Source organism: Paenarthrobacter sp. TAF1 (genome assembly GCF_052113825.1).
Lineage (GTDB): Bacteria > Actinomycetota > Actinomycetes > Actinomycetales > Micrococcaceae > Arthrobacter > Arthrobacter nicotinovorans.
This window is the reverse complement of sequence record NZ_JBFRDO010000001.1, coordinates 295,918-313,512: the sequence shown is the minus strand read 5'-3', so window position 1 is coordinate 313,512 and position 17,595 is coordinate 295,918. Positions and strand designations below refer to the sequence as shown.

14 protein-coding genes are annotated in these 17,595 nt (G+C 61.9%); 11 read left to right on the top strand and 3 right to left on the bottom strand.

Features of this window, described 5'->3' with window-relative positions:
* Positions 1-2 precede the first annotated feature (2 nt).
* From AB4Y81_RS01400 to pdxS, 5 genes are all read left to right on the top strand, one after another.
* A complete protein-coding gene (locus AB4Y81_RS01400) occupies positions 3-3,503 on the top strand; it encodes a DNA polymerase III subunit alpha (RefSeq protein ID WP_441994912.1) in 3,501 nt (1,166 codons plus the stop codon).
* A 128-nt stretch (positions 3,504-3,631) separates the two neighbouring features.
* The gene (thrS, locus tag AB4Y81_RS01395) at positions 3,632-5,641 is read left to right on the top strand and encodes a threonine--tRNA ligase (protein ID WP_018777771.1); all 2,010 of its coding nucleotides are present in this window, start codon (positions 3,632-3,634) and stop codon (positions 5,639-5,641) included.
* A gap of 18 nt (positions 5,642-5,659) precedes the next feature.
* The gene (locus tag AB4Y81_RS01390; RefSeq protein WP_441994990.1) at positions 5,660-6,253 is read left to right on the top strand and encodes an HIT family protein; all 594 of its coding nucleotides are present in this window, start codon (positions 5,660-5,662) and stop codon (positions 6,251-6,253) included.
* Positions 6,243-6,869, top strand: a complete 627-nt coding sequence (gene pgsA, locus AB4Y81_RS01385; protein WP_026267168.1) for a phosphatidylinositol phosphate synthase — start codon at positions 6,243-6,245, stop codon at positions 6,867-6,869. Before AB4Y81_RS01390 ends, pgsA begins: the two co-directional genes overlap by 11 nt.
* Positions 6,870-7,082: 213 nt before the next feature.
* On the top strand, positions 7,083-8,009 hold the full coding sequence (gene pdxS, locus AB4Y81_RS01380; RefSeq protein ID WP_441994909.1) for a pyridoxal 5'-phosphate synthase lyase subunit PdxS: 927 nt from the start codon (positions 7,083-7,085) through the stop codon (positions 8,007-8,009).
* Between the two features lie 58 nt (positions 8,010-8,067).
* Here pdxS and AB4Y81_RS01375 read toward each other — a convergent pair whose 3' ends face one another.
* Positions 8,068-10,080, bottom strand: coding sequence for a M3 family metallopeptidase (locus tag AB4Y81_RS01375; protein WP_441994908.1), 2,013 nt, complete (start codon positions 10,078-10,080; stop codon positions 8,068-8,070).
* A 72-nt stretch (positions 10,081-10,152) separates the two neighbouring features.
* On the opposite strand from AB4Y81_RS01375, the gene AB4Y81_RS01370 reads away from it, so the two are divergent.
* Positions 10,153-11,418: a CapA family protein gene (locus AB4Y81_RS01370; protein WP_441994906.1), complete on the top strand. Its 1,266-nt coding sequence runs from the start codon at positions 10,153-10,155 to the stop codon at positions 11,416-11,418.
* A gap of 3 nt (positions 11,419-11,421) precedes the next feature.
* On the opposite strand, the gene AB4Y81_RS01365 is transcribed toward AB4Y81_RS01370, so the two are convergent.
* Both AB4Y81_RS01365 and AB4Y81_RS01360 read right to left on the bottom strand, forming a co-directional pair.
* Positions 11,422-12,195 (bottom strand): type 1 glutamine amidotransferase, encoded by a 774-nt coding sequence (locus AB4Y81_RS01365; protein WP_039241699.1) that lies wholly within the window; start codon positions 12,193-12,195, stop codon positions 11,422-11,424.
* Positions 12,192-13,520 carry a MurT ligase domain-containing protein gene (locus AB4Y81_RS01360; protein ID WP_441994904.1) on the bottom strand — a complete coding sequence of 443 codons (1,329 nt, stop codon included), beginning with the start codon at positions 13,518-13,520 and terminating at the stop codon, positions 12,192-12,194. The genes AB4Y81_RS01365 and AB4Y81_RS01360 overlap by 4 nt, the downstream gene beginning before the upstream one ends.
* A gap of 102 nt (positions 13,521-13,622) precedes the next feature.
* Here AB4Y81_RS01360 and pdxT point away from each other — a divergent pair, with 102 nt between their 5' ends.
* The 5 genes from pdxT to ruvB all read left to right on the top strand — a co-directional run bounded on the left by pdxT (position 13,623) and on the right by ruvB (position 17,501).
* Positions 13,623-14,324 carry a pyridoxal 5'-phosphate synthase glutaminase subunit PdxT gene (gene pdxT / locus AB4Y81_RS01355; protein ID WP_018777763.1) on the top strand — a complete coding sequence of 234 codons (702 nt, stop codon included), beginning with the start codon at positions 13,623-13,625 and terminating at the stop codon, positions 14,322-14,324.
* Positions 14,325-14,327: 3 nt separating this feature from the next.
* The gene (locus AB4Y81_RS01350) at positions 14,328-15,083 is read left to right on the top strand and encodes a YebC/PmpR family DNA-binding transcriptional regulator (protein WP_018777762.1); all 756 of its coding nucleotides are present in this window, start codon (positions 14,328-14,330) and stop codon (positions 15,081-15,083) included.
* Positions 15,084-15,127: 44 nt separating this feature from the next.
* Positions 15,128-15,697 (top strand): crossover junction endodeoxyribonuclease RuvC, encoded by a 570-nt coding sequence (gene ruvC, locus AB4Y81_RS01345; RefSeq protein WP_055976088.1) that lies wholly within the window; start codon positions 15,128-15,130, stop codon positions 15,695-15,697.
* A gap of 90 nt (positions 15,698-15,787) precedes the next feature.
* A complete protein-coding gene (ruvA, locus tag AB4Y81_RS01340; protein ID WP_039241694.1) occupies positions 15,788-16,432 on the top strand; it encodes a Holliday junction branch migration protein RuvA in 645 nt (214 codons plus the stop codon).
* Positions 16,425-17,501: a Holliday junction branch migration DNA helicase RuvB gene (ruvB, locus tag AB4Y81_RS01335; RefSeq protein WP_018777759.1), complete on the top strand. Its 1,077-nt coding sequence runs from the start codon at positions 16,425-16,427 to the stop codon at positions 17,499-17,501. The genes ruvA and ruvB overlap by 8 nt, the downstream gene beginning before the upstream one ends.
* The last annotated feature ends 94 nt before the right edge of the window (positions 17,502-17,595 follow it).

Sequence of the window (17,595 nt, the reverse complement as noted above, 5' to 3'; positions counted from 1 at the left end):
CCTTGAGCTTTACCCACCTGCACGTCTCAACCGCCTTCAGCGCGCACTACGGCGTCTCCTGGCCCGACGAACTAGCCCAAACAGCCGCAGCCGACGGAGCAACGGCGCTCGCCTGCACAGACAGGGACGGCCTCTATGGCACCGTCAAACACCTCAAAGCCTGCATGGACGCAGGCATCGACCCCATCGTCGGCGTTGACCTGGCAGTCTTCGACGACGACGGCGACCACCGCACCCAGGTCGCGGGCCGCGTCGTCGTACTGGCCCACGGCCATAACAACGGTGCCGGATACCGGGCACTGTGCCGCTTGGTATCGGATGCCCACGCACGCACCTCGGGAAAAGCCGGAGGAGCAGTCCCCGTAGCAGTAACCAGGGGAGAACTTGCCTCCAGGACCCTGGACCCCACAACCCTCAAACCCGTCCTCACGATCATGATCGGACCGGACTCCGATGTCGGAAGAGCCATGGGCGGACGAAAATACCTGAGGCCCAGAACCCTCTTCAAACAATGGATCGACGCCATGCCACCAGGCACCATCGTCGCTGAAACCGTGTCCCACCTCAGCGCACCGGGCGAACCCCTCAGCACAGCCCATGCCGTCCGCATGCTCAAACTCGCCCTCGAATACAACGTCCCGGCCATCCTCAGCAACGCCGTGCGCTATTGCGCCCAGGACGGCGCGGCAACCGCCGACGTCCTCGACTCAGCACGCACCCTGAAATCCCTCCCCGAGCTCTCCACCGCGCCCATGCTCCAACCCACCGGGCAGGGATGGCTGAAAAACCGCCACCACATGCTCCAGCTCGGCAAAGAAATCATGAACGCAGCAGGCCTTGGGCAAGCAGACTTGAACAAACTGCTCACCAACACTGAAGCGCTCGCCGACAAATGCCGGATTGACCCCGTTCCGGACATGGGATGGAAACAACCCGTCGTGCCCGAGGCCTCCATCATTGGCATCGACAACCACCCCATGGTGGAACTGACCCAACGCTGCGAAGCAGGAATCACCAGACGTTTCCCCGGCCTCAGCACGGAAGCGGAGAACCGGGTGCGCTCGCGGTTGGAGCACGAACTCGGGATCATTGGCAGGCTCGGCTTCGGGTCCTACTTCCTTACCGTGGCAGAGGTTTCCAAGATGATCCTGGACATGGGCGTCAGGGTTGCCGCACGTGGCTCAGGGGCCTCCAGCCTGGTCAATTACCTGATCGACATCAGCCAGGTTGATCCCATCCGCCACGACCTCATTTTTGAACGGTTTCTGTCCGGACGCCGGTCAACACTTCCTGACATTGACATCGACGTCGAGAGCGCGGAACGCCACAACGTGTACCGGAAGATTTTTGATCGGTTCGGGTCTGAACGGGTGACCCTCATGAGCATGCAGAACGGGTACAGGGCGCGTGGTGCTGTCAGGGATGCCGGTATGGCGCTGGGGATGGATGAGGGCGAAGTCAGCGATATCGCCAAGCAGCTCTGGAGATTCTCCGCAAGGAAATTCCGCGAAGCGCTGGTGGAAAAGCCTGAGCTTCGTGACTTTGCCGGCCGGGTGGAACGCGGAGGAATGGAGGAGAACCAGCAACTCGACCTCCTGGTGGACCTGACCGAAAGGCTGGACCGGCTGCCCCGGCACATTTCCATGCACCCTTGTGGCGTCATCCTGGGAGATGCCACCCTCCTTGACCGGACCCCTGTCCAGCCCAGCGGCCTTGGTTTGCCCATGAGCCAGTTCGACAAACACGACATGGATCCCATGGGCATGCTCAAACTGGATGTCCTGGGGGTACGGATGCAAAGCGCAATGGCCTTCGCCGTAAGGGAGGTAATCCGGCTGCATCCTTCCAAAGCCGAAGTGGTTGCTGCAGGAAGGCACCCGGCAGGACCGGAAGGCTCAGGGCCGGACTTCATTGACGAGGACGGGAGGATTGAGCTCAACGCCGTTCCTTTCGACGACGAGCCAACGTTTGAACTGATCCGCAGCACCCACACATTGGGGTGTTTCCAGATCGAGTCGCCGGGTCAACGGGAACTCATCGGGAAGATGGCCCCGCGTGAATTCAACGACCTCATCATTGATATTTCTTTGTTCCGGCCCGGGCCCATGAAGTCGGATATGGTGCGTCCCTTCCTGGAGCACAGGCACGGTTTTGCACCTGAGGTGTACCCGCATCAGGACCTCAAACCAGTTTTGGAGGAAACCCATGGTGTGACGGTGTTCCATGAGCAGATCCTGAAGACCTTCGATGTCATGACCGGGTGCGGACTGGCAAGGGCTGATGAATTCCGGCGGGCACTCGGTGATGAAGTCCGTGAACCCGAGGTGGAGAAGTACTTCCGTAGGGAAGCGATCAGGAACTACACCCCTGAAGTGGTGGACAAGGTCTGGGGCACGCTCAAGGCCTTTGGCAGCTTTGGGTTCTGCAAGGCACACGGGGCTGCCTTTGCTGTTCCTACCTACCAGTCGGCCTGGCTGAAAGCCCATCACCCCGAAGCCTTCCTGGCGGGCCTGTGGGAGCATGATCCCGGGATGTACCCCAAGCGGCTATTGGTGGCTGAAGCCCGCAGGCTCGGTATTCCCATCCTGCCGCTGGACATCAACCGGAGCCAGGCTGAGTACAGGGTTGAGAAAATCGTGGGAGGCCCGGACAACGGCAAACTCGGCATCCGGTTGAGCCTGTCGGGTATTTACGGGCTCTCAAAGGCTGAGCTGAAGAGGATCGTTGCCGGGCAGCCCTTCGATTCTTTGGCCGATCTGAGGACCCGGGCCAGGGTGAGCAAGCCAAACATCAAAAGACTGGCCCAACTCGGCGCCTTCGATGCCCTGCACAAAGACTCCGGTGGAAAGGCGAACCGTGCTGACCTTGTCCAGCATCTCCAAGCCATGCAGAACAATCCCTCAAAAAAACCGAACGGTGTCATCGAAGGGCAGTTGTCGTTTGCACTGGGAGATGTCGAGCTGAAGAACCTCGCCCCGGAACTTCCTCCCACCACAATGATTGAAAATGTCAGGGCAGAGCTTGACCTCATGGCCGTGGATGTCAGCGAACACTTGATGGAAAGCCACCGGCCCCTCCTGGCGAAATTGGGAGTGACGACGGCCGACCAACTCCTTGGCTTGCGCAACGGAACGGAGGTCCTGGTGGCCGGGGTGCGCGTTGCCACCCAAACCCCTCCCATGCGCGGTGGGCGGCGGGTGGTCTTCATCAGTATCGATGACGGCACTGGATGTGTGGATTCGGTTTTCTTCCATGAAGCCCAGGAAGAATCGGGACCGTTGCTGTTCGGCACACGCTTGCTGCTGATCCGGGGAACCACCAGGAGGACAGGTCCCAGGGGAATCAGCCTGAGCGCGAGCAAGGCCTGGGACCTTGGCCGGCCCGAATCGCTTCCTTATCCGGAACTCATCCGCGGCGGTGAAGTGCCGACGGACGAATACACGATTCCCGGCCCCCTCCACGGCATTTCACGGAACCTTGCCATTACCGGGCTGGGAAGCTGAACACCCTGAATCCCGGCCCGGCGTGCTGCTTTGGCCGCCCTCGCCGGAGCGGATACGATTGACGGTGGCTGGCTGTGGTCCCCGTACGCCACAAGCTATGAAGCCTTAACTATGAATAGGAGACACCCGTGTCAGATGCCCAACAGATCACCCTCATCGTCGATGGCGAAGAGACAAAGGTGACGGAAGGGACTACCGGCGCGGAACTCTTCTTCGAGCGCCGCGACGTCGTTGTAGCCCGTGTCAACGGCGAACTCAAGGACCTCGACCAGGTCCTCCCCGCCGACGCCGACGTCGAAGGTGTCACCATCGAATCTCCCGATGGCCTCAACGTCCTCCGTCACTCCACCGCGCACGTCATGGCCCAGGCCGTGCAGCAACTGCGCCCTGATGCCAAGCTTGGCATCGGCCCGTACATCACTGACGGCTTCTATTTCGATTTCGATGTCTCCGAGCCCTTCACTCCGGAAGACCTGCGCCAGCTGGAAAAGATGATGCAGAAGATCATCAACCAGAACCAGAAGTTCGTCCGCCGCGTGGTCACCGAAGACGAAGCGCGCGAAGCCATGGCTGGCGAACCCTACAAGCTGGAACTGCTCGGCAAGAAGAACGACGCCTCCGACGCCGCTGAAGGCGTCAACGTCGAAGTCGGCGCCGGTGACATCACCATCTACGACAACGTGGACAGGAAGAGCGGCGAAAGCGTTTGGTGCGATCTGTGCCGCGGTCCGCACCTTCCGAACACCAAGATCATCGCCAACGCTTTTGCGCTGACGCGTTCTTCGGCCGCCTACTGGCTGGGCAACCAGAACAACCAGCAATTGCAGCGTATCTACGGAACCGCGTGGCCTACCAAGGAAGCACTGAAGGCCTACCAGGAGCGCATCGCCGAAGCTGAGCGCCGCGACCACCGCAAGCTCGGTGTCGAGTTGGATCTGTTCTCTTTCCCGGATGAACTGGGCTCAGGCCTCCCGGTGTTCCACCCCAAGGGCGGGATCATCCGCAAGGCGATGGAGGACTACTCCCGCCAACGCCACGTGGACGCCGGCTACGAATTTGTCTACACACCCCACATCACCAAGGGTCACCTGTACGAGGTCTCAGGCCACCTGGACTGGTACAAGGACGGCATGTTCCCCGCCATGCAGGTGGACGCCGAATTCAACGAGGACGGCACGGTGCGCAAGCCGGCCCAGGACTACTACCTGAAGCCGATGAACTGCCCCATGCACAACCTGATCTTCCGCTCTCGCGGCCGGTCATACCGTGAACTTCCGTTGCGCCTGTTCGAGTTCGGTTCGGTGTACCGGTACGAGAAGTCCGGCGTTGTGCATGGACTGACACGTGTTCGCGGCATGACACAGGACGATGCCCACATTTACTGCACCCGCGAGCAGATGAAGGACGAGCTCACTACCACGCTGAACTTCGTCCTCGGCCTGCTCAAGGACTACGGCCTGGACGATTTCTACCTGGAACTGTCCACCAAGAACGAAGAGAAGTTCGTTGGTGACGACGCCGCCTGGGAAGAAGCCACCCGTACTCTTTCCGAGGTTGCGGCCGCTTCCGGGCTGGAACTCGTGCCGGATCCGGGTGGAGCCGCGTTCTACGGCCCGAAGATTTCGGTTCAGGCGAAGGACGCGCTGGGCCGGACCTGGCAAATGTCCACCATCCAGCTGGACTTCAATCTTCCCGAACGCTTCGAACTGGAATACCAGGCGGCCGACGGAACGCGCCAGCGTCCCGTCATGATCCACCGGGCGCTCTTCGGTTCTGTTGAACGCTTCATGGGTGTGCTCACCGAACACTATGCCGGGGCCTTCCCGGCCTGGCTTGCTCCGGTCCAGGTAGTTGGCATTCCCGTGGCCGAGGCATTTAACGACTACATGTTTGACGTCGTCGGGCAGTTGAAGGCTGCAGGCATCCGTGCCGAGGTGGACATTTCCTCGGATCGTTTCCCGAAGAAGATCCGTACAGCCAGCAAGGACAAGATTCCCTTTGTATTGATTGCCGGCGGTGAGGATGCCGAAGCGGGCGCCGTGTCATTCCGGTTCAGGGACGGCAGCCAGGATAACGGCGTTCCCGTGGAAGAAGCGGTCCGCAGGATAGTCGACGCCGTAAAGAACCGCGAGAGCTGACGGAACGGAAAAGTGACGGTGCAGGAGAACACAGGCGCGGCAGCTGACCTTCCGGGCGACGCAGACGTAACCGATGATTTCGGACTCGCAGGCGTTCCGGATGCGTTTCAGCGCCTGTGGACTCCCCACCGCATGGCCTACATCAAGGGCGGGCAGGATCAATTCAAGAACAAGGATGACTGCCCGTTCTGTGTAGGACCGACCCGCTCTGACGAGGAATCGCTCATCGTCCACCGGGGAAAGACCTGCTATGTCGTGCTCAACCTGTTCCCATACAACCCGGGCCACCTGCTGATCTGCCCCTACCGCCACGTCCCCGACTACACGGATATTTCGGTGGAAGAGACAGCGGAGTTCGCTGATCTTACCCAGACCGCCATGCGTGTGCTCCGGAAGGTTTCGAATCCCAGCGGTTTCAACCTGGGCATGAACCAAGGTGTTACCGGCGGGGCGGGCATCGCTGCCCATCTTCACCAGCACGTAGTTCCGCGCTGGGGCGGGGACGGCAATTTCTTTCCCATCATCGCCCAGACCAAAGCCATCACGCAGACCTTGGACGAGGTCCGCAAACTAGTGGCCGAAGCCTGGCCGGGGGAGTCGAATGCTCAATAGGCATGCGCGCGGCTTCTTCACTTCACTCTTTACCCCTTTGGCGCGCTGGCTCCTGAGGATCGGCGTGTCACCTGACGCGGTCACTATTGCGGGCACCGCCGGCGTCATCCTGGGCGGACTCATCCTCTACCCCTTGGGCCACTTGTGGTGGGGTTCTGTGGTGGTTGCGTTCTTCGCTTTCTCGGACGTCGTGGACGGCATCATGGCCCGGCTGCAAGGCAGAAGCGGCGGTTGGGGCAACTTTCTTGATTCCACGTTGGACCGCCTGGCCGACGGCGCCATTTTCGCGGGCCTCACTATCTGGTTCTTCACCGGAGGCAAGGACACCGCAATCGGGACGGCCGCCGTCGTCTGCCTGGTCCTCGGCATGGTTGTCTCCTACGCGAGGGCCAAAGCCGAATCGCTTGGCTACCACGCCAGCGTTGGGATTGCAGAACGGGCCGAACGACTCGCATCGGTCCTGTTGATTGCCGGGCTCACGGGCCTGGGACTTCCACCCGTGGTGCTGTTTGCAACCCTGGTCCTGCTGGCACTGGCCAGCGTTGTCACGGTAGTCCAAAGAATGGCTACGGTCCGCAAGCAGGCCATGGCAGAGGCCGAGGGAACTGGCATCTGACCAGAGTCGGCTCCCGCCGATTGTGCAGGTGTCCTACCACACCCCTGTTTGTTGCCCTGCAAGGCGGTAATGAATGTACTGCCGCCATGCAACGTGCGACTACTATTACTAGTACTTGGTCACCTTGACCTGAAACCCGGTGTGCGCTGAACGCGGTCGTGTGCTGCGCGTGCCTCCGGCAAGAAGGTCGTTTATCTACCCATAGGGGTTTTTGTGTCTACACCAGATGTAAGCAACGAAGCCGGTTCGTCCGCGAACAGCGTCACGGGAAGCAGCCGCGTTAAGCGGGGCATGGCTGAGATGCTCAAGGGCGGCGTCATCATGGACGTCGTTAACGTCGAGCAGGCCCGCATCGCCGAGGATGCCGGTGCGGTCGCCGTGATGGCGCTTGAGCGTGTCCCGGCTGATATCCGCGCCCAGGGTGGCGTGTCCCGCATGTCCGATCCGGACATGATCGATCAGATCATCGCTGCCGTGTCCATCCCGGTGATGGCCAAGGCCCGTATCGGCCACTTCGTCGAAGCCCAGGTCCTGCAGTCCCTCGGTGTTGACTACATCGATGAGTCCGAGGTCCTGACCCCGGCGGACTACATCAACCACATCGACAAGTGGAACTTCACTGTTCCGTTCGTCTGTGGTGCCACCAACGTGGGTGAGGCGTTGCGTCGCATCAACGAGGGCGCGGCGATGATCCGGTCCAAGGGCGAAGCCGGTACCGGGGATGTTTCCAACGCCACCGGGCACATGCGCAAGATCCGTTCGGAGATCGCCAAGCTCGCCGCCCTTCCCGAGGACGAGCTGTATGTTGCGGCCAAGGAACTTCAGGCCCCGTACGAGCTCGTGAAGGAAATCGCTGCCACGGGCAAGCTTCCGGTGGTGTTGTTCACTGCCGGTGGCATCGCGACCCCGGCTGATGCTGCGATGATGATGCAGCTCGGCGCCGATGGCGTGTTTGTCGGTTCCGGTATCTTCAAGTCCGGCAACCCGGCAGAGCGTGCCGCCGCCGTCGTCAAGGCCACCACGTTCTACGATGACCCCGATGTGATCGCCAAGGTCTCCCGCGGCCTGGGCGAAGCGATGGTCGGCATCAACGTCGACGAAATCCCGCAGCCCCACCGCCTCGCAGAGCGCGGCTGGTAACAGCTAACCGTACGGCGGCGGCCGGCCACCCCCCAAGGGTGGTCGGCCGCCGTCGTTCCTAGTCGAGGCCGCGGCGCTTCAGGAGTGGTGCCAGTTCGGCGTCGCGTCCGCGGAACAAGCGGAATGACTCCAGAGGGTCACGGCTGTTGCCCCGGGAGAGCAGTTCGGACCTGAAACGGTCACCGTTGGCGCGGGTCAACCCGCCGTTTTCCTTGAACCATTCCACCGTGTCCGCATCGAGGACCTCACTCCAGATGTACGAGTAGTACCCGGCTGCGTAGCCCGCTCCGGCGAAGATGTGCTGGAAATAGCCGCTGCGGTAACGCGGCGGGATCAAAGGGTGGGCAATGGATGCCTCGGCAAGTGCCTTGGCTTCGAACGCCAGGACATCCCCGGGTACGTCGGCTTGGGAAAGCACATGCCAGGAAAGGTCAAGCAAAGCGGCGCCCAGGTATTCTGTCGTCGCGAAGCCTTCGCCCCACAACAATGAGTCGTTGAGCTTATCCACGATGACTTGGGGGAGCGCTTCCCCGCTGCTGTGGTGCCGGGCGTAGTTGGCCAGGACCTCGGGCCACATGATCCACATTTCGTTGACCTGCGACGGGTATTCCACAAAGTCCCGGGGCACGGATGTCCCGGAGAAGCGCGGGTACGTAACACTGGAGAACAGGCCGTGCAGCGCATGGCCGAATTCGTGGAACACTGTCCTGACCTCATCCAGGGACAACAGCGTGGGCTCGCCTGGAGCGGGCTTGGTGATGTTGAGGTTGTTGATCACCACGGGGCGCGTACCCAGGAGGCTGGATTGTTCAACGAGGGAGTTCATCCAAGCCCCGCCACGTTTGCTCTCCCTGGTGTAGTAGTCGCCGAGGAAGAGGCCGAGGCCAGTCCCGTCTTCGTCGCGGACTTCCCACACGCGCACGTCGGGATGGTATCCCTCGAGGTCTTCGCGTTCATGGAACGTAATGCCATACAACTGGGTCGCAGCGTGGAAGACGCCGTCGTTCAGCACGCTCTCCAGGGCGAAGTAGGGGCGGATCGCCTGCTCGTCCACCTGGAATTTTTCCTTCCGGACCCGGGCTGAGTAGTAGGCCCAGTCCCACGGCTCGAGGTGATGTCCCGCGGTTCCGGCCAGGGCATCGGCCTCGGCTTGTGCGTTGCGGACGGCTGCGGGTGCCAACCGGCGCAGCATGGCCTGGACATCGCTGAAGTCCGGCGCGGTCTGTTGGTCCACCACGAGTTCAGCAAAGTTGGCGAAGCCGAGCAGGGCTGCCTTTTCCGCACGCAACCGCACGGTCGCCGTCACAATTTCCCGCACGTCCAGTGGTCCGCCATCAGTGCCGCGCGACAGGGACGCTTCAAACAAACGACGGCGGATGGTCCGGTTTTCGAGGGACGCGAGAGCGGGCTGGTTGCTGGGTTGGATCAAGGTGAGGAGGTACTTGCCGTCGTGACCGGCGGCCTTCGCAGCTTCAGCGGCGCCTGCGACGTCCTCTTCCGGCAGGCCGGCAAGGTCGGCCGGGTTGTCGAGAAGCAGGGCGGAGGCTTTCATCGCTTCCTTGGTCCGCTGGCCGAATTCAGTGCCCAGCCGGGAGAGTTCGGCGTTGACTGTACGGAGCCGGTCTTGTCCGGCGTCATCGAGCTGGATGCCGGACTGGCGGAACTCCTTGAGGTATTCCTGCACCAGCCGGACGGACTCAGCATCGAGGCCGTCGACGTCGATGGCAGAGAAGCGTTCGTAGAGGCCGCGGTTCATGTATACGGCGTCCTGGTGGGCCGAAAACCTGGGGGAAAGTTCAGTTTCAAGCGCCTTGATGTCATCGCCCGCATCCGCTGAGACAAGGGTGAAGAAGGCCGCTGCTGCCCTGTTCAGGAGAAGGCCGGAGCGCTCCATTGCCACCGCTGTGTTCAGGAAGGTGGCAGCGTCCGCATTGCCGGTGATCGCGTCTATCTCCTCCAGGTGAGCTGCCAGCCCGGCCTCCACTGCCTCGGCATAGTGGGCCGCAGAGATGTGCGCGAAGGGCGGCAGTCCGTACGGCAGGGGGCTGGGGTCGAGCAGGGGATTGGTCATGAAGTGACTCTTTCACGTAAGAATCGTGTCCTCAAGAGCGGCACGCCTGGTTCCGTGCGACTTCGCCGTAGGATGAAAATCATGGGGAATCTCACATCTGCGACGAGATGGATCCGGCTTCGCCGATCGGCAGCGCCTGCCATAGTGGTCGCCCTTGCGATGACCCTTGGCGCCTGCGGCGTCGTAGCCGAGAACACAGATCCGGACCGGAGCACCGCAGCAACGTCTCCCGCGGCGGAGTCGCCTATGCCCACACGTACTCCCGCTCCGAATCCAACTCCAGGCAAGGGACCTGCCTGCCCTGAACTCCGCTGTACCTCCATCACCGTGACGGGCGACATGCTGGTCCACACCCAGTTATGGCAGCAGGCAAGGGCAGACGCCGCCGCCGTTGGCTTGCCCGGCTACACCTTCGTCCCGCTCCTCGAAGGGCAGCGGCGCTACGTCAACAGCAGCGACCTCGCCATCTGCCACCAGGAGACTCCGGTGGCCACGCCCGAAGGGCCTTTCTCGGCCTACCCGTCGTTCAATGTACCGCCGCAGATTGTCACCGCTTCGAAGGACATTGGCTACCAGGCCTGCACCACCGCGAGCAACCACACCATTGACCGCGGCACGGAGGGTCTGCTCAGGACCCTTGATGCCCTCGATGCCGCAGGGCTGAAGCACACCGGCTCCTACCGGACGGAGGCTGCCTCCAAGGAAATCCTGATGGTCCAGACCGACGCGGCCAAGGTCGCGGTCATCATCGGAACCTATGGCCACAACGGACAGATTCCGGAATACCCCTGGCTTGTGGACGAACTCGACCCTGCAACCATGATTGCCAAGGCAACCCAAGCCAGGGCCCTCGGTGCTGACATTGTCCTGGGAGTCATGCACGCGGGTGACGAATACGCGAGCGAACCCAATGCCCAACAGCAGGATGTGGCGCATGCACTCGTGGACAGCGGGCAGTTCACCATGATCTATGGGCATCACACCCACTCCGTGCTGCCCATCGAGAACTACAAAGGCACCTGGATCGTGTACGGGCTAGGCAACGGCATCACGGAATTGTCACCGTGGTACGTGGTCAACAACGAAGGGCTGCTGGTCAGGGCACAGTTCAGCCAAAACGCTGCAGGCACCTGGACTGCCTCCGACCTCGCGTGGGCGCCCTCGGTGATTGTCCGGGACCCCTACCGTTGGTGTTCAGTGGCCAGCGATGCCCCGCAAGGCGTGTGTGCCACACCCGCGGCCGACGCCGAAACCCACCAGAGGACCCAAACCGTTGTCGAATCCATGGGCGCAGCCAGTGCAGGCGCACATGAACTGCTGATCACCAAGGAGAGATAGCCCCTAGCGGGGACGGCGGGCGGCGTGTTCCCGCGCGAGGCGGGCGTAGTCGTCGTCGGGCGATCCCGGCACGAAAGTGCCGAACTTGCGCTCCGCAGCGGTGCGGATCAGGAAGTCGGCGATGGCCGGGTTCTTTGGCAGCAATGAACCGTGCAGGTAGCTGGCCACAACGTTGTTGTACCTGGCGCCCTCATGGCCGTCCTTGCTGTTGTTGCCCGCACCTTTGGTCACTGTCCCCAGAGGTTGTACGCCAGGACCCAAGGTGGTCTGACCGCTGTGGTTCTCGTAGCCCATGATGTCGCCGAACTCGGCGGACTTCATGATCACGTTGCCGATGAGGCGTTCATCCGTACCCTGGGTTTCGACATCCAGGATCCCGATCCCGGGGATAGTGGGTCCGGTGCTGGTCTTGAAGAACTTTCCAAAGAGCTGGTAAAGGCCGCAGATCACCAACATTGGGGCGCCGTTGTCGGCCAGCTCCCTCAACTGCTCCGCGCGCGCCTGAAGGTCGTCCTGGATGACAAGTTGGCCGCTGTCCTGCCCGCCGCCGCCCACAATGATGTCGACGTCGTCCGGGAAATCATCTCCCACGTTGTACTCCAGCAGCTCCGGCGTGTAGCCATGCCACTTGATCCGTTGCTTCAGCACCAGGGCGTTGCCCCAGTCGCCGTAGATGTTCATTTCGCGCGGGTACAGCTGGAGGACGCGGATAGTGCCCTTGGTGGACTGGGCACGCTCCTCCGGTGAATGGGCGGTGGGCTGGGTTTCCGAGGTCATGAGACCACCTCAACTATGGTGATTTTGGCGAGTTCGCGGCGGATGGCCAGCATTGATGTGTACGTGCAGAAAATGCGCTTGGGCTTGCCGCGGGAGCCGTCGATAAAGGTCCGAAGTGCTGCTGTTATATCCGGCTCCACGGCGCCGAAGGGCACGTCGTCGTACTGCAGCCGGAGGGCCATGTCGTAGGCCCTGACCCCCGTAAGGACCTCTACTCCGCCTTCGCGCAGGGACTCGAACTCCACGTCCCACAGCCACGACATGTCCCTGCCGTCGGCATAGTTGTCGTTGATCGCGATCATGGTTGCGTAGCCGCCGGCCGGGAACGACTTCAGGCCGAGCCGGAAACCGCTGGGATTCTTTACCAGCACGAGTTCGAGCGGTTGGCCATCCACCGTGAGGCTTTCACCGCGTCCGAATGCAGGGGCGACGTCGCCAAGGGCTTTGACGAGCTTTGGGGTGTCAATGGGGCCGGTTCCCAGAACTGCGCGGGTCAGCGACAACGCCGCGGCAGCGTTGAAGATGTTGTAAACGCCGCGCAGCTTCATGGTTGTGGTCACGGTCTTGCCGTCGAACTCAAAGTCTGCGTCCTGGGCACCTACCCGGCGAAGCACGACGTCGGCATCCGGCAAGTCGACTGCCTCACCGGACGCTGCGGCCACGGACGTGCCGGACGGGGAGGGTCCACTGCCTGTCCGCATTTCGTCGTCGTTCGGGAAGGTGCTGCGGAGTGACTCGTCCAGACCGAAGTACCGCACCTCGGGGTGATGAACGGCATCGAGGCTGTTGACGATGTTGGCTATCCGCGCAACACGGGGGTCTTCCCGGTTCAGGACGACGGTGTCGGTGGTCTTGGATGCAATGTGCTCCAGGAGCCGGGCCGTTTTGTCGATCTCGCCGAACCGGTCCAGCTGATCCCTGAGGACATTCAGCAGCAGGCTGTAACGGGGAGGAACCTTGTTAACGAAGTGGACGGCATGTGCTTCGTCGAGTTCAAGAATGGCGATATCGGCGTCAAGCCGTCCCCGCCAATCGACCTCTCCGAGCAGGGACGCAGCTACTCCGCGGGTGAAGTTGCTGCCCGAACGGTTCGTGAAGACCTTCAGGCCCTGGCTTTCGAGGAGTTCCACCACCATCTTGGTAGTTGTGGTCTTGCCATTGGTGCCGCTGATAACAGCGACACCGTGTGGCAGTGACGCCAGCGTTCGCTGCATGAAGCGGGGGTCGATCTTCTCGACCACAAGCCCGGGAAACGCCGACCCGCCGCCCCGCAGCCGGGACAGAGTGCGGACCAGCTTGCCGAGGGGAACGCTGAAGGAAAGCATGCTCTGTAATATATCCCAGACGCGGCATGGAACCCGGGTCGCCTCAGGTCGCAGAGCACTGACCGAAGCCGGCCGTGCGGGCGGGAGCACTATGATGGTCCAATGACCAACCCCCTTTCCGACGCTTCGTCACGCGTGGGTACAGGCCTCCGGATCGGCGTCCTGGCACTCCAGGGCGATTTCCGTGAGCACATTCATGCCGTCGAGTCCGCTGGAGCTGTAGGCGTGGGTATCCGCCGGCCTGCCGAGCTGGACGGGATCGACGGCCTGATCATCCCCGGTGGCGAATCCACCACCATCGACAAACTGTCCCGGATCTTTGAACTCCGTGATCCCATCCAAAAGCGGATAGCCGACGGCCTTCCGGTCTACGGCTCCTGCGCGGGCATGATTCTGCTGGCCGAAGAGATCGCAGACCCTGCCACCGACCTGCAGGGAAACCCGCAACAGACGTTCGGCGGCCTGGATATCACCGTTCGCCGCAACGCTTTTGGACGGCAACGGGAATCCTTCGAAACGGACCTCGATTTCAAGGGACTGGAGTTCAGCGCCGACGAGGACGGAGTGGACCCTGTCCATGCCGTGTTCATCCGCGGACCTTGGGTTGAGCGGGTAGGTCCTGGAGTAGACGTCCTGGCACAGGTCGATCCTGACCATGCCGGCCACACCGCCGCTTTGCATGGAGTGGCTAGAATTGTTGCAGTGCGCTCCGGCCATTTGCTGGCCACCTCCTTCCACCCGGAAGTGACAGGGGAGAAGCGTGTGCATGAACTCTTTATTCGAATGATCAGAGGAGAAGCGTAAAGCATGTCAGGCCACTCCAAATGGGCGACCACCAAGCACAAAAAAGCCATCATTGACAGCAGGCGTGCAAAGTCGTTCGCAAAACTGATCAAGAACATCGAAGTTGCTGCCCGCATGGGTGGACCGGACCTGGCCGGCAACCCGGGCCTGGAACTCGCCGTGACCAAGGCCAAGAAGACGTCAGTGCCCAACGACAACATCGACCGCGCCATCAAGCGTGGCGCCGGCCTCACCGGCGAGGTCGTCGACTACACCGAGATCATGTACGAAGCCCGCGGACCGCAGGGCTCGGCCTTGTTGATCGAGTGCCTTACCGACAACAAGAACCGTGCGGCCTCCGAGGTTCGCCTGGCCATCTCGCGCAACGGCGGGACCATCGCAGACCCGGGATCCGTCAGCTACTTGTTCGCCCGCAAGGGCGTGGTGGTTCTGCCGAAGAACGGTCTCAGCGAAGACGACATCCTGATGGCCGTCCTGGACGCCGGTGCGGAGGAAGTCAAGGACAGCGGGGACAACTGGGAGATCCATTCCGAACCCTCGGACCTCCAGGCCATCCGTGATGCCCTCAAGGAAGCCGGGATCGACTACGAAACTGACGAAGCAGAGTTCGTTCCCTCCATGCAGGTGGAGTTGGACGTCGATGGTGCCAAGAAGTTCATGAAGCTCGTCGACGCGCTCGAGGACCTGGACGATGTCCAGAACGTCTACAGCAACGCGGACTTCAGCGAGGAAGTGCAGGCTGCCCTCGACGCCGAGTAGGCGTGGCAGCACCCGATTTTGATGACAAACAGGAAGGCCCGGACTTGACTCTTCGCGTGTTGGGAGTCGATCCGGGCCTTACCCGTTGCGGCATCGGTGTAGTAGACATCGAGCGGAACCGGCGGGCCACCATGGTCGCCGTCGGAGTGGTGGGTACGTCCGCTGAACTAACGCTGGACAAGCGCCTGCTGGTCATAGCCCACGCCATCGATGAGTGGCTTGACCTGCACAAGCCGGACGTCGTCGCCGTCGAACGGGTTTTCTCCCAGATGAACGTCAGCACTGTCATGGGCGTTGCGCAGGCCTCCGGGGTCGTCATTGCCGCCGCGGCCCGCCGCGGCATCCCTGTGGCGTTGCACACCCCGTCGGAAGTAAAAGCCGCGGTGACCGGCAGCGGTACAGCCAACAAGGACGCAGTGACCAAGCTGGTGACCAAGATCCTGCGCCTGGACGCCCCGCCCAAGCCGGCAGACGCCGCGGACGCACTCGCGTTGGCTTTGACGCATGCCTGGCGTGCAGGCAACGGAATGGGTGCTGCCTCCGGCGCCGGATCCCAGACGCCGGCGCAAAAAGCATGGGCAGACGCCGAAGCGAAAGCGCGCCGCAAGCGGTGATTGCCGGCTGCGCTTGCTAGGGTATTCGTAGATATGTTCGGATAGTCCGCTTTAGCCGCAATAACGCCGCAATAACTCAGGAGCCGGGTCTTGATCAGTTTTCTTCGTGGAATCGTTGCCCACGTTGGTTTGTCCACCGCCGTCATTGACCTCAACGGTGCCGGCATGAGCGTCTACGCCACGCCACAGACCTTGAGCCACCTCCACGTGGGCACTGAAGCCAAACTTTTTACCTCAATGATCGTCCGGGAAGACTCCCTCACGTTGTTCGGCTTCGCGGACGACGACGAACGCGAAGTTTTCGATGTCCTGCTTAGTGTCAGCGGGGTCGGCCCGCGTTTGGCCCTCGCTGTTCTGGCGGTGCACGAGCCCGAAGCCATCCGCGTCGCGGCACATACCGGCGACAGCAAGGCCTTCACCAAGGTGCCGGGTATCGGACCCAAGGTTGCGGGCAGGATTGTCCTTGAACTTGCCGGGAAGCTGGTCCCGCACGGTACCGGAAGTGGTGCTGCTCCGGAATCCGCCATCAAGGCTGAGTGGAAGCCGCAGGTTGTTGCTGCGATGACCAGCCTGGGATGGTCGGAGAAGGACGCTACCGGAAGCATCGACAAAGCCATGGCTGATTCGCCCGAACTAGTGGAGGCCGGCAACGTCGCGCAGATCCTCCGGGCCACTTTGCGTTGGCTTGGCCAGGACGGCGCACGCGCCGGTAACCGCGTAGGCTCCCGTGGCTGAGCAGTCACTGGTCAGCGGGGGAGAGGAGCCGGAAGAGCGGGTCATTGAGGCCGCGCTCCGTCCGAAGAACCTGCATGACTTCGTGGGCCAGCACCGGGTCCGCAAACAGCTTGCCTTGGTACTCGAGGCGTCCAAAATGCGTGGACGCAGTGCCGATCACGTGCTCATGTCCGGTCCACCGGGCCTGGGCAAGACCACCTTGGCCATGATCATCGCGGCGGAAATGAACGCGCCGCTTCGTATCAGCAGCGGTCCGGCCATTCAGCATGCAGGTGACCTGGCGGCCATCCTTTCCTCATTGTCGGAGGGCGAGGTGCTGTTCCTTGACGAAATCCACCGTATGTCCCGGCCGGCAGAAGAAATGCTCTACATGGCCATGGAGGATTTTCGTGTGGACATCGTGGTCGGAAAGGGTGCCGGCGCTACGGCCATCCCTCTGGAGCTGCCGCCCTTCACACTGGTGGGTGCCACCACGCGGGCAGGGCTTCTCCCCGGCCCGTTGAGGGACCGTTTCGGTTTCACCGGGCACCTCGAGTTCTACTCCGTGGCTGAACTTGAGCTTGTCCTCCGCCGGTCGGCCGGTTTGCTGGACCTCAAGGTCAATTCGGCCGGATTCACGGAAATAGCAGGCAGGTCACGCGGTACACCGCGTATCGCCAACCGGCTGCTTCGCCGGGTCCGCGACTGGGCTTTGGTCCACGGTATTGATCAGATCGACGCCCGGTCAGCGTCCGCTGCATTGGATATGTATGAGGTGGACCAGCGCGGCCTCGACCGCTTGGACCGTTCCGTCCTGGAAGCCCTGATCACCAAGTTCAACGGCGGCCCCGTGGGACTGTCCACCTTGGCGATCGCTGTTGGTGAAGAACCGGAGACTGTCGAGACAGTGGCGGAGCCGTTCCTGGTGCGGGAAGGGCTGCTGGGGCGGACGCCGCGGGGCCGGATCGCCATGGCTTCGGCCTGGACCCACCTGGGGTACGCGGTACCGACCGGCGTGTTCGGACAAGAGACTCTTGCGCTCTTTGACGAGGACGAAAACCACGCCGAAAGCATCGATACAGCCGGTTAACACGCTGTGTTCAGCTTTTCCCTCTAGACTGGTATGACGCTCGGCACGTTCGAGTCCTTGATCCATGCGCCAGCCTCGCGGATCTGCCAGGGAC